Origin of the sequence: Paraburkholderia sp. Ac-20347 (genome assembly GCF_017104805.1) — a bacterium.
In the GTDB taxonomy this organism is placed as follows: Bacteria; Pseudomonadota; Gammaproteobacteria; order Burkholderiales; family Burkholderiaceae; genus Paraburkholderia; species Paraburkholderia tropica.
On record NZ_JAAGPN010000239.1, the window covers coordinates 1 to 12,460 of the forward strand.

Genomic DNA, 12,460 nt, shown 5'->3' on the forward strand with positions numbered 1-12,460 from the left:
CGCGGCGGGCGGCGGCAGGCGCGGCGCGCGACTTCGTGCTGGGCGCCGTGGTCATGAACGGCCACGGCGAGGTGCTGCATTTCGGCGGCCAGGTCGTGAAGAACGTGGCGGGCTACGACGTGGCGCGGCTCATGGCTGGGTCGCTCGGCACGCTCGGCCTCATGCTCGAACTCTCGGTCAAGGTGCTGCCGGTGCCGCAGGCCGAAACCACGCTGCGCTTCGACATGAACGGCACCGACGCCGTGCGCAAGCTCAACGAATGGGGCGGCCGCCCGTTGCCGATGACGGCCAGCGCCTGGCGCAACGGCACGCTGGCCGTGCGTCTGGCGGGCGCGGAGGCGGCCGTGAAGTCCGCACGCACCTCGCTCGGCGGCGAGGTGGTGGACGCCGTGGAAGCCGAGCGCTTCTGGGCGGGCCTGCGCGAGCAAACCGACCCGTTTTTCGCCTCCATCGCGCCCAACGCCGCGCTCTGGCGTCTCGCGCTGCCCTCGATCGCCGAGCCGCTGCAGTTGCCCGGCGCGCAGCTGATGGAATGGGGCGGCGCACAGCGCTGGTGGATCACCGAAACCGACGCGCAGACGGTGCGCATCACCGCCAAGCAGGCGGGCGGCCACGCCACGATGTTCCGCACCGGCCGCGAGTACGACCGCAGCGCGGGCGTGTTCACGCCACTGCCCGCTCCGCTGATGAAGATCCATCGCGGCCTGAAAGCCGCGTTCGACCCGGCCCGCATCTTCAATCGCGGCCGCCTGTATTCCGACTTCTGACCTGACCATCACGCGGCGATGCAGACGAACCTCGCGGACTTCATTCGCAACACCCCCGACGGCGACGAAGCCGACGCGATCCTGCGCAAGTGCGTGCATTGCGGCTTCTGCACCGCGACCTGCCCGACCTACCAGTTGCTCGGCGACGAGCTCGACGGCCCGCGCGGGCGCATCTATCTGATGAAACAGATGGTGGAAGGCGCGACGGTCTCGAAAAGCACGCTCACGCACCTCGACCGCTGCCTCACCTGCCGCAGTTGCGAGACGACCTGCCCCTCGGGCGTGCAATACGGCCGGCTCGTGGAAATCGGCCGCAAGCTCGCCGAGGAGCGCGTGCCGCGCCCGCTGCGCCAGCGTCTGACCCGGCGTTTTCTCGCGGGCTTCCTGCCGCGCCGCATGCTGTTTTCGCCGGCCATGCGCCTCGCCCAGCAAGTGCGCGCCCTGCTGCCGCGACGGCTGCGCGACAAGGTGCCGGTGCGCCAGCGCCCGCTCGCCTGGCCGAGCGCGAAACACACCCGCAAGATGCTGATGCTCGCGGGTTGCGTGCAGCCTTCGATGATGCCCAACATCAACGTGGCCACGGCGCGCGTGCTCGACGCTCTGGGCATCGAAACGGTAGTGGCCCCGCAGGCGGGCTGCTGCGGCGCGATCCGTCTGCACATGGGTTACGCCGACGACGCCCTGAACGACGTGCGCGCGAACATCGACGCCTGGTGGCCGCATATCGAACAAGGCGTGGAGGCGATCGTGATGAACGCCTCCGGCTGCGGCGCGACGGTCAAGGAATACGCGCACCTGATGCGCCACGACCCCGTCTACGCGGAGAAAGCGCGGCGGGTTGCGGAACTCACGCGCGACCTGGCGGAGATCCTGCCGCCATTCGAGGACCAGTTGCTCGCGGCCACGCGACGGCGCGGCATTCATACCGTGGCGTACCACCCGCCCTGCACGCTGCAGCACGGCCAGCAGCTGCGCGGCGGTGTGGAGCACGTGCTGCGCGCGCTCGGGCTCGACGTGCGCCTGCCCGTGGACAGTCACCTGTGCTGCGGCTCCGCGGGCACCTATTCGATCACGCAGCCGCGCCTCTCGTACACGCTGCGCAATCAGAAGGTGGATCGGCTCAAGGCGCTGGAGCCGCAACTGATCGTCTCGGCCAACATCGGCTGTATCGCGCACCTGCAAAGCGGCACGGCGATTCCGGTCACGCACTGGATTGAGTTGATCGAACATATGCTGGCGGCGAATTGAGGCCGGCAAGGCGCCGGACGTCGAAAAAATACGTCCCAGCGTAGCGATTCGCCGATCGCACCAACAGTCGGCCAGATGGCGTAGGAGCCAGCCCGTCAGGGCTCGCGACACCGATGCGCGCCGTCAGAAATTGGCCCAGGCATGACGCCGAAAAGCCCTACGTCTTTCGGCGGAGGTTTCGCGGCCCGGCGCAGTCCGTATAATTGCCTTCGTTCGTTTCATGTGCGCCGTAACGGCCGCGGGCAGCGCTGCGCGGCCGGCCTCCAATCCGATGACCGATCTCGTCCACAACCTCGAAGCCGTCCATGAACGCATCGCCGCCGCCGCCCGCAGTGCGGGGCGCGCGCCGGAATCCGTTGCGCTGCTCGCGGTATCGAAAACCTTCCCCGCCGACGACGTGCGCGCCGCGCACGCCGCCGGTCAGCGTGCGTTCGGCGAGAACTACGTGCAGGAAGCGGTGGACAAGATCGAGGCGCTCGCGGACCTGCGCGCGAGCCTCGAATGGCATTTCATCGGGCCGCTGCAATCGAACAAGACGCGGCCCGTGGCCGAGCGTTTCGACTGGGTCCATTCGATCGATCGACTGAAGATCGCCCAGCGCCTGTCGGAACAGCGCCCCACGGGCATGCCGCCGCTCAACGTGTGCCTGCAGGTCAACGTGAGCGGCGAAGCTTCCAAGAGCGGTACCGCGCCGGAGGAAGCCGTACAAATCGCGCACGCAATCGCCGCGTTGCCCAACCTGCGCCTGCGCGGGTTGATGTCCATTCCCGAGCCGGCTGAAACGCCCAAGGCGCAACGTGCGCCGCACCGGCAGCTGCGCGAGCTGTTCGACGCGCTGCGCGCCGACGGCCTCGCGCTCGACACGCTCTCCATGGGCATGTCGGCCGACCTCGAAGCGGCCGTGCTCGAAGGCGCCACGATTGTGCGCGTCGGCACCGCGATCTTTGGCGGGCGCGATTATTCTCACTGATTCAAGTACGCACTCCACACCATGAAAATTGCCTTCATCGGCGGCGGCAACATGGCCGCCGCACTCATCGGCGGTCTGATCCGCAAGGGCGTTCCCGCCGCCAACCTGTATGCGATCGATCCGAACGAGGACGCCCGCAAGCGCAGCGAGGAACAGTTCGGCGTGCGCACCGGCGCGGGCGCCGACGCGGCGCTGGCCGACTACGACGCCATCCTGCTCGCGGTGAAGCCGCAGATCGCCAAGGTCGTCGCCGAATCGCTCGCCCCGCATCTGGGCGCGCATCAGGTCGTCATCAGCATTCTCGCGGGCATCCGTATCGAAGATCTGTCGCGCTGGCTCAAGGGCCACACGCGTATCGTGCGCACGATGCCCAACACGCCCGCGCTGATCGGCATGGGCGCGACCGGTCTCGTGGCGAGCGGCGGCGTGGACGCGGCGGGCCGCGAACTCGCCTCGAACGTGCTGGGCGCGGTCGGCCAGACCGTCTGGTTCGACGACGAGAGCAAGATCGACGCCGTCACGGCCATCTCGGGCAGCGGTCCGGCCTACGTGTTCTATTTCATCGAAGCGCTCGAGGAAGCCGCCCGCCAGCTCGGCATGGACGAACAGCAAGGCCGCGCGCTCGCCATCGCCACGTTCGCGGGCGCGGCGCAACTCGCGCTGCAGTCGGACGAAACGCCCGCCGTGCTGCGCGAACGCGTCACGTCCAAGGGCGGCACCACGGCGGCGGCGCTCGCATCGTTCGACGCCTCGGCCGTGAAGGATGCCATCGTGCGCGGCGCACTGGCCGCCGACGCGCGTGCGAAGGAAATGGGCGAAGAGTTCGGCAAGCAGTAAGCCGCACGAGCCGCAGGCGCGGCGGTGGGCAGTCGCGGTCGCGCGGCGTCTCGCCGTGCAGCGTGGTGTTCGCCACGTGTTCACCACGTCATGCATCGCGCGTCATGCGTGATACGCCGCGCCAAGCGGCAGCGCAAAGAAAAAGCGCCTCGAATTTCGAGGCGCTTTTTTTACATCCGCAACGTGCGTCGCGCTTACGAACCGGCCACGAGGTAATGCGCGGCGATGCCCACGAACAGCACGCCGCCGAGCCAGTTGTTATGGCGGAACGCGGCGAAGCACGCCATGCGCTCGCGGTTCTTGATGAGCGTGTAGTGGTAGATCGCGCAGCCCACGGCCGCCGCCCAGCCGAGCCAGTAAAGCCAGCCGAATTGCTGCGTCATGCCGACCCACACGTAGATGCCCAGCGTGACCGCGTAACAGAGCATGATCGCGAACACGTCGAAGCGGCCGAACGTGAGCGCCGAGGTGCGGATGCCGATCTTGATGTCGTCGTCGCGGTCGACCATCGCGTACTCGGTGTCGTAGGCCACCGACCAGAACACATTGGCGATCAGCATGATCCACGCGAGCGCGGGCACGTGGTCCTGAATCGCGGCGAAGGCCATCGGAATGCCAAAGCCGAACGCGATGCCCAGATACGCCTGCGGAATCGCGAAAAAGCGCTTGGTGAACGGATAGGACGCCGCCACGAACAGCGCCACCACCGACAACTGCTTCGTGAGCCCGTTGAGCGGCAGGATCAGCAGAAACGAGACGATCGCCAGACCGGCGGCGATCGCCACCGCTTCCCACGCGCGGATGCGGCCCGAGGTGATCGGCCGTTCGGCGGTGCGTTTGACGTGACGGTCGAAATCGCGGTCGGCGTAGTCGTTGATCGCGCAGCCCGCCGAGCGCATCAGCACCGTGCCCACCGTGAAGATCACGAGCAGCGACAGCGACGGATGGCCGTTCGAGGCGATCCACAGCGCGTTGAGCGTTGGCCACAGCAGCAGCAGGCTGCCGATCGGCTTGTCCATACGGACGAGCCGCAGATAGAGCGGGAGTCGGGCGAACATGATGGGAGCGCGAAAAACGATGCCGCTATTGTAGGCCACGGCGGCGGCGCTTCGCCGCGAGTTCATCATCGGCGCGCGCGGGAAATCGGGCACGATGCGTCTGCGTGTGCGCTCTCGCAGGCCCTCAATCACGCGCCGCCAATGAAAAAGCCCGCCGGACCAACCAGCGGGCTTTATGTCCCGGCATCGGCGCGTGGCGCTTCAGCCGGGAATCGTGCGCATCAGACGCACATCAAACGTGTATCAAGCCAGCAGCGAACGCAGCATCCACGCGGTCTTTTCATGCGTCTGCATGCGCTGCGTGAGCAGGTCGGCGGTCGGCTCGTCGTTGGCGGCTTCGGTTGCCGGGAAGATCGCGCGCGCGGTGCGCACCACGGCTTCCTGGCCTTCCACGAGCTGGCGGATCATGTCTTCGGCGGCCGGCACACCGTCGGCTTCCGGAATCGACGAGAGCTTCGCGAAGTCCTTGTAGCTGCCCGGCGCGTGCACGCCCAGTGCGCGGATGCGCTCGGCAATCGCGTCGACGGCCAGCGCCAGTTCGTTGTACTGCCCTTCGAACATCAGGTGCAGCGTATTGAACATCGGACCCGTGACGTTCCAGTGGAAGTTGTGCGTCTTCAGATACAGCGTGTAGGTATCCGCGAGCAGGCGCGAGAGACCGTCTGCGATCTTCTTGCGATCCTTGTCGTTGATGCCGATATTCACGTGCTGCACAGCAGATTTCTTGGCCATGACGACTCCTATTTATAGCAGTGAGACTTCCGGTCGCTGGCGTCGCGGTCGCCACGGTACGTCGGTACGGCAGGCAATCCGCAAACGCTCGATCGGGCGTCAGTGTAGCGTAAAACCAGGGGCATCCGGCCCCAAGGTCGGACAAGGCTGAAGCAGCGCGTGTTCCCGGCGTCGTCAGCGCGCGACGAAATGCGCCAGAGCCTGTGCGGCGATCGCTATGAGCGTGCTCGTCAAGATGCCGTAGCTCACCACGCGGCGCACGAACTGCGTGCCCTGCGCGCGCGTGCGCGCCATCTCGGCGCCGCGGCCCGCGCCGACGGTCTTGAGCGTCATCGTCATCGTTCTGGTCATGATCCTGCTCCTTTGCTTGAGGCTCGCTGCCTCGTCCTCGGTTCCTGCGGCACGGATGATGGGCGCGGCGGGACGTCGATACGCCCCGCCGCTGCTTTCAGCACCACTGCCTGCACTACTCCCTGATTTGCCTGCTTTTGTATCGCTTTTACTTCGACTTCACTTCGGCGAGCGCCGCCATCGCGGCGATCACGCCTTCCGCGTAAGCCGGATCGGCGCGGCGGAAATGTTCGAGCTGCACCTGCACGATCTCCGACGGCACGCCGGCGATATGCCGTGCAATGTTCGCGAAGAGACGCTCGCGCTGACCGGCGTCGAACAGGCGGAACAACGCGCCCGGCTGGCTGTAGTAATCGCCATCCTCGCGGTGGTCGTAGTGATCGACCGCACCGGCCGCGAGCGGCGGCTCGCCTGCACCCGGACGCTGCGCGAAGTCGCCGAAACGGTTCGGCTCGTAATTCACGTTGCCGCCGAGATTGCCGTCGGTGCGCATCGCGCCGTCACGGTGATACGAGTGGAACGGGCAGCGCGGCGCGTTCACGGGAATCTGGTGATGGTTCACGCCGAGGCGGTAACGCTGCGTGTCGCCGTACGAGAACAGACGGCCCTGCAACAGACGATCCGGCGAGAAGCTGATGCCCGGCACCACGTTCGCGGGCGTGAACGCAGCCTGCTCGACGTCGGCGAAATAGTTCTCCGGATTGCGGTTCAGCTCGATCGTGCCCACGTCGATCAGCGGGTAATCCTTGTGCGGCCACACCTTCGTGATGTCGAACGGGTTGTACGGCACCTTCGCGGCATCGGCTTCCGGCATCACCTGCACGCGGAAATGCCACTTCGGGAAATTGCCCTTCTCGATCTCGTTGAACAGATCGCGCTGCGCCGATTCACGGTCCTGCGCCACCACTTGCGCGGCTTCGGCGTCGGTGTAGTTCTCCACGCCCTGCGCCGACTTGAAGTGGAACTTCACGTAGAAACGCTCGTTGTTCGCGTTGATGAACGAGAACGTGTGCGAACCGAAGCCGTGCTGCTGGCGATAGTTCTTCGGAATGCCGCGATCGCTCATGAGGATCGTCACCTGATGCAGCGATTCCGGATGACGCGACCAGAAGTCCCACGCCGCCACGTTGCTGCGCATGTTGGTGCGCGGATCGCGTTTTTGCGTGTGGATGAAGTCGGGGAACTTGAGCGGATCGCGGATAAAGAACACCGGCGTGTTATTGCCGACGATGTCCCAGTTGCCCTCTTCCGTGTAGAACTTGATCGAGAAACCGCGCACGTCGCGCTCGGCGTCGGCGGCGCCGCGCTCGCCTGCAACCGTCGAGAAGCGGATGAAGAGCGGCGCTTCCTTGCCGACTTCGCCGAACACCTTCGCCTTCGTGAAGCGCGAAATGTCGTGCGTGACCTTGAGCGTGCCAAACGCGCCCGAGCCCTTGGCGTGCACACGGCGCTCGGGAATCACTTCGCGGTCGAAGTGCGCGAGCTTTTCGAGCAGCCAGACGTCCTGGAGCATCACGGGGCCGCGCGGGCCGGCGGTCTGCGAATTCTGGTTATCGACGACGGGGGCGCCTGCGGCCGAGGTGAGAGTGCGTTCGGTCATCCTGGACTCCTGTGTTTCGTGGGGATTGAGGCGTACAGCCAATTGCGGGGATTCGATGCGGCGGACGTTCAGGCCGGTTCAGGCCAGATCAGGCCGACAGCGCGCGGTCGACGAGCAGCGAAAACGCGACGGTGCGCAGACTCGACGCGACGCGCGACGGTGCGTGGTTGACAGCGGACGTGTTGGCCTGGTTTTGCATCGCTTCCTCCGGTTGATCGTGTTGGGGATCGGTTGAGGAAACTGTATCAAACGCTATTGATAGTGATAATTTGATTTATTTAATCTATCGAATAGGCTGAGTTTATTGGGGTCGCAAGTCGTGTCGGAATCGAAGAATGGGAGCGCAGGCGAATGCCGCGCGGAGGGAGGAAAGCGCCGCGCCTTATGTCAGGGCGCGGCGCGACAACTGAAGGAAGGCTTTAGACCGTCTCGACCGGCGTCTCGATCTTCTTCACGCCAGGCAGTTCGCAGGCATGAATCGCATCGACGATCGCCTCGATCGCCGGCATGCGCGTGAAGCTCTTGCGCCACGCCAGCACGACGCGGCGGTCCGGCACGGGTTCGTCGAACGGCACGTACGAGAGCAGGCCCGAATCGACGCCGCCCGCATGCGGCTTGACCTCGGTCACCGACATACGCGGCAGCACCGTAATGCCCACGCCGCTCGCGACCATGTGACGGATGGTTTCCAGCGACGAGCCCTCGAAGGTTTTCTGGATGCCGTCCGCGTTCTGCGAGAAGCGCATCAGTTCCGGACACACGCCGAGCACGTGGTCGCGGAAGCAATGACCGCTGCCGAGCAGCAGCATGGTTTCCTGCTTGAGATCGTCCGGATCGATCTTCGGGCGCTTTTCCCACGCATGGCCCGAAGGCAGCGCGACGACAAACGGCTCGTCGTAGAGCGGACGCAACGTAAGACCCGTTTCCGGGAACGGCAGCGCCATGATGGCCACGTCGATCTCGCCCTGCTTGAGCAGCTCGATCAGCTTGAGCGTGTAGTTCTCCTGCAGCATCAGCGGCATCTGCGGGACGCGCTTGATCATCTGCTTGACGAGCGTGGGCAGCAGATACGGCCCGATCGTGTAGATCACGCCGAGGCGCAGCGGCCCGATCAGCGGGTCCTTGCCCTGCTTGGCGATTTCCTTGATGGCGAGCGTCTGCTCCAGCACGCGCTGCGCCTGCGTGACGATCTGCTCGCCGATTGGCGTGACGCTCACCTCGCTCGTGCCGCGCTCGAAAATCTGCACGTTGAGTTCGTCTTCGAGCTTCTTGATCGCCACCGACAGCGTCGGCTGGCTCACGAAGCAGGCTTCCGCGGCCCGTCCGAAGTGGCGCTCGCGAGCAACCGCGACGATGTATTTCAATTCAGTGAGCGTCATTTCTAGGGACCAATCAAAAAGGGTGAATCAATAGTTTGTACTTATACACCTATGGCGGCGATTCGCCAATAATCAACGCCCCTATGCGGGGCGGGATCACGAACAGGGTCAGACGGCGAGAACGCGCGCAGGTTCCGCACGCGTGCCGTCAGCATGAGAAATGATCTGTTTACGCCTTCAGATACTGCTCGCGCGCACCCAGCCAGCGGTTCAGATGCTGCGTGACCACGTGCGGATACTCGTGCAGCAGGCGTTCGGCCGCGTCGCGGGCCGGGTCGATCAGCCAGGTGTCGGTTTCGAGATTGGCGAAGCGCAGCATGGCCGCGCCCGACTGGCGCGCGCCGAGAAACTCGCCGGGGCCGCGAATTTCGAGGTCGCGGCGCGCGATCTCGAAACCGTCGGTAGTTTCGCGCATGGTTTGCAGACGCGCGCGGCCCGTGGGCGACAGCGGCCCCGTGTAGAGCAGCACGCAGACCGACGCCGCCGTGCCGCGCCCCACCCGCCCGCGCAACTGGTGAAGCTGGGCGAGGCCGAAGCGCTCGGCGTGCTCGATCACCATCAGCGACGCATTGGGCACGTCCACGCCCACTTCGATCACCGTCGTCGCCACCAGCAACTGCACTTCGTTGCGCGAGAAGCCATCCATCACGGCCGCCTTGTCCGCCGACGCGAGGCGCCCGTGCACGAGCCCGACGGTCAGTTCGGGCAGCGCGGCCACGAGCGTTTCGTAGGTCTCCACCGCCGTCTGCAACTGCAACGTCTCGCTTTCCTCGATCAGTGGACACACCCAGTACACCTGACGCCCCGTGAGCGCCGCTGCGCGCACGCGTGCGATCACTTCCTCGCGGCGCGCGTCGGAGACGAGCTTGGTCAGAATGGGCGTGCGGCCGGGCGGCAGTTCGTCGATGGTCGAGACCTCGAGGTCGGCGTAATAGGTCATCGCGAGCGTGCGCGGGATCGGCGTCGCGGTCATCATCAACTGGTGCGGCTGGAACTCGCGTTTCGCGTCGTCGGGCGACTTCGCGTTCTGCGCCTTCGCGCGCAAGGCGAGGCGCTGCTCCACGCCGAAGCGATGCTGTTCGTCGACGATCACGAGACCGAGGCGCGCGAATTCCACGGCGTCCTGAATGATCGCGTGCGTGCCGATCACGAGCTGCGCGGTGCCGAGCGCCGCGGCTTCGAGCGCGGCGCGCTTTTCCTTCGCCTTGAGGCTGCCCGAGAGCCACGCCACCTGCACGCCGAGCGGTTCGAGCCAGCCGCGCAGCTTGCGCGCGTGCTGCTCCGCGAGGATTTCGGTGGGCGCCATGAGGGCGGCCTGATAACCGGCGTCGATGGCCTGGGCCGCCGCGAGCGCCGCGACCACGGTCTTGCCCGCGCCCACGTCGCCTTGCAGCAGACGCTGCATCGGGTGCGGCTGTTCGAGATCGTGCGCGATTTCGCCCACGACGCGTTCCTGCGCGTTCGTCAGCGTGAACGGCAGTTGTTCGCGCAGACGCGCGAGCAGCGTGGTCTCGCTCTTGCGGCCCGCGACGTGGCGCGGCATGGCGGGCGCGGCGCGCGTGCGGCGCTCCTCGTGCGCGCGCTTGAGCGAGAGCTGCTGCGCGAGCAGTTCGTCGAACTTGATGCGTGTCCAGGCGGGATGCGTGCCGTCGATCAGCGCGTGCTCGTCGGCGTTGATGGGCGGATGGTGCAGCGTGCGCACCGCGTCCATCAGGCCGGGCAGATCGAGCGGCGCCATGAACTCGCGTGCGACGGATTCCGGCAGCAGTTCGGGCAGATGCGCGCGCGACAGCGCGTTGTCGATGGCCTTGCGCAGATACGCCTGGCTCACGCCCGCCGTCGACGGATAAACCGGCGTGAGCGCCTGCGGCAGCGGCGCGTCGCCTTCCACGACCTTCACGGCCGGATGCACCATCTCCATGCCGAAGAAGCCGCCGCGCACGTCGCCGCGCACGCGCAGGCGCTTGCCGACGGCCATCTGCGTGACCTGCGAGCCGTAGAAGTTCAGGAAGCGCAGATGCAGTTCGTCGCCGTTGTGGTCGCGCAGCTTGACGACGAGCTGGCGGCGCGGGCGATACGCGACTTCGTTGTCGAACACCACGCCTTCGGTCTGCGAGACGCCGCCGGGCAGCAGCTCGCCGATGGGCGTGAGCGTGGTTTCGTCCTCGTAGCGCATCGGCAGATGCAGCACGAGGTCGATGTCGCTGCGCAGGCCGAGCTTGGCGAGCTTGTCGGCGGTTTTGGCGAGCTTGGGTTTGTCCTTCTCTTTCGCGCTTTCTTTCGCGCCGTTTTCCGCCGTTTTCGCGGCGATTTTCTTCGCGGCCGCGCGCTTGCGCGGCGCGGGCGCGTCCGCCGTTTCGTCGCGCGCGTCCGCACGCGGGTCGTCGTGCGGGACGCTCGCGGGATCGGCTTCGGACATCATTCGGCTAACGGACGAGGGCATGGGCGGCTTCGCAAGTACAATATCGGCTTTCCGGTCAGGCGCGGCGCATCGGCGCGACCGCCTGCCGTGCAGGCCGCCTCGTCGTGCGTACCCCCGCAATCATAGCGTTTCGAGGCGCGCGGGCAGATAGTCCGGGCGCTTTTTTGGGGCGCGAGCGGGCCGCCCGGGCGAGTTCCGGGTACGTTCCAGGTGCGTTCCGAACGTGTTCCCGGCGCGCTCCGGGCGCGGCAAAGACCGCAGCAACGACCGCTTTTCACCGCCGCGCGCCGCATCGTCGGCGCAGTGCCGTTTGGCGCATTTCCGTTTCATCAGGCCGCATGTTCAAGCTTTCCGATTTCGATTTCGATCTTCCCGAAGAACTGATCGCGCAGATCGCCCTGCCCGAGCGCAGCGCGAGCCGCCTTCTGGAAGTGGACAATTCCGTCCAGCCCGCGCGGCTGACCGACCGCACCGTCGCGGATCTGCCCGCGTGCATCGCGCCCGGCGATCTGCTGGTGTTCAACGATACCAAGGTGCTGAAGGCGCGTTTCTTCGGCCAGAAGGCCAGCGGCGGCAAGATCGAGGTGCTCGTCGAGCGCCTGACCGGCGCGCGCACGGCGCTCGCGCAGATTCGCGCGAGCAAGAGCCCGGCGCCCGGCACCACGCTGCGTCTGGCCGACGCCTTCGACGTGACGGTGGGCGAGCGCGTCGAGCCGTTCTACACGCTGCACTTCCCCGACGACTGCCTCACGCTGATCGAGCAGTTCGGCCGTCTGCCGCTGCCGCCGTACATCACGCACGACGCCGACGCCGGCGACGAAACCCGCTACCAGACCGTGTTCGCGCAGAATCCGGGCGCGGTGGCCGCGCCCACGGCGGGCCTGCACTTCGACGACGCGCTGCTCGCGAAGCTCGACGCCCTGGGCGTGGAGCGCGCAACGCTCACGCTGCACGTCGGCGCGGGCACGTTCCAGCCGGTGCGTGTGGAAAACATCGCCGATCACACGATGCACAGCGAGTGGTATCAACTGCCGCAATCGCTCGTCGACAAGATCGCCGCCACGCGCGCGCGCGGCGGTCGCGTGATCGCCGTGGG

Annotated in this window: 11 protein-coding genes; 5 read left to right on the plus strand and 6 right to left on the minus strand. The window is 66.3% G+C overall.

Annotated elements, in window-relative coordinates; genetic code table 11:
- The 4 genes from glcE to proC all read left to right on the plus strand — a co-directional run.
- Positions 1-767 (plus strand): glycolate oxidase subunit GlcE (gene glcE / locus G3N97_RS30495; RefSeq protein ID WP_205996647.1); only part of this gene is annotated, 767 nt, incomplete at its 5' end.
- A gap of 18 nt (positions 768-785) precedes the next feature.
- Complete coding sequence (glcF, locus tag G3N97_RS30500; RefSeq protein ID WP_205996648.1) at positions 786-2,015, plus strand: glycolate oxidase subunit GlcF; 1,230 nt, start codon at positions 786-788, stop codon at positions 2,013-2,015.
- Positions 2,016-2,286: 271 nt separating this feature from the next.
- A complete protein-coding gene (locus G3N97_RS30505; RefSeq protein ID WP_205996649.1) occupies positions 2,287-2,985 on the plus strand; it encodes a YggS family pyridoxal phosphate-dependent enzyme in 699 nt (232 codons plus the stop codon).
- A 21-nt stretch (positions 2,986-3,006) separates the two neighbouring features.
- The gene (gene proC / locus G3N97_RS30510; protein ID WP_065065091.1) at positions 3,007-3,822 is read left to right on the plus strand and encodes a pyrroline-5-carboxylate reductase; all 816 of its coding nucleotides are present in this window, start codon (positions 3,007-3,009) and stop codon (positions 3,820-3,822) included.
- Positions 3,823-4,016: 194 nt separating this feature from the next.
- On the opposite strand, the gene ubiA is transcribed toward proC, so the two are convergent.
- From ubiA to recG, 6 genes are all read right to left on the minus strand, one after another.
- On the minus strand, positions 4,017-4,880 hold the full coding sequence (gene ubiA / locus G3N97_RS30515; protein WP_205996650.1) for a 4-hydroxybenzoate octaprenyltransferase: 864 nt from the start codon (positions 4,878-4,880) through the stop codon (positions 4,017-4,019).
- 243 nt (positions 4,881-5,123) lie between these two features.
- Positions 5,124-5,612 (minus strand): Dps family protein, encoded by a 489-nt coding sequence (locus tag G3N97_RS30520; RefSeq protein WP_205996651.1) that lies wholly within the window; start codon positions 5,610-5,612, stop codon positions 5,124-5,126.
- Between the two features lie 174 nt (positions 5,613-5,786).
- Complete coding sequence (locus G3N97_RS30525; protein WP_205996652.1) at positions 5,787-5,963, minus strand: hypothetical protein; 177 nt, start codon at positions 5,961-5,963, stop codon at positions 5,787-5,789.
- Between the two features lie 148 nt (positions 5,964-6,111).
- The gene (locus tag G3N97_RS30530) at positions 6,112-7,563 is read right to left on the minus strand and encodes a catalase (RefSeq protein ID WP_205996653.1); all 1,452 of its coding nucleotides are present in this window, start codon (positions 7,561-7,563) and stop codon (positions 6,112-6,114) included.
- A gap of 419 nt (positions 7,564-7,982) precedes the next feature.
- Positions 7,983-8,942, minus strand: a complete 960-nt coding sequence (locus tag G3N97_RS30535; RefSeq protein WP_205996654.1) for a hydrogen peroxide-inducible genes activator — start codon at positions 8,940-8,942, stop codon at positions 7,983-7,985.
- Positions 8,943-9,111: 169 nt separating this feature from the next.
- On the minus strand, positions 9,112-11,385 hold the full coding sequence (gene recG, locus G3N97_RS30540; protein ID WP_205996655.1) for an ATP-dependent DNA helicase RecG: 2,274 nt from the start codon (positions 11,383-11,385) through the stop codon (positions 9,112-9,114).
- A gap of 317 nt (positions 11,386-11,702) precedes the next feature.
- On the opposite strand from recG, the gene queA reads away from it, so the two are divergent.
- Positions 11,703-12,460, plus strand: a 758-nt coding sequence (gene queA, locus G3N97_RS30545) for a tRNA preQ1(34) S-adenosylmethionine ribosyltransferase-isomerase QueA (protein WP_205996656.1), incomplete at its 3' end; no start/stop codon positions are given.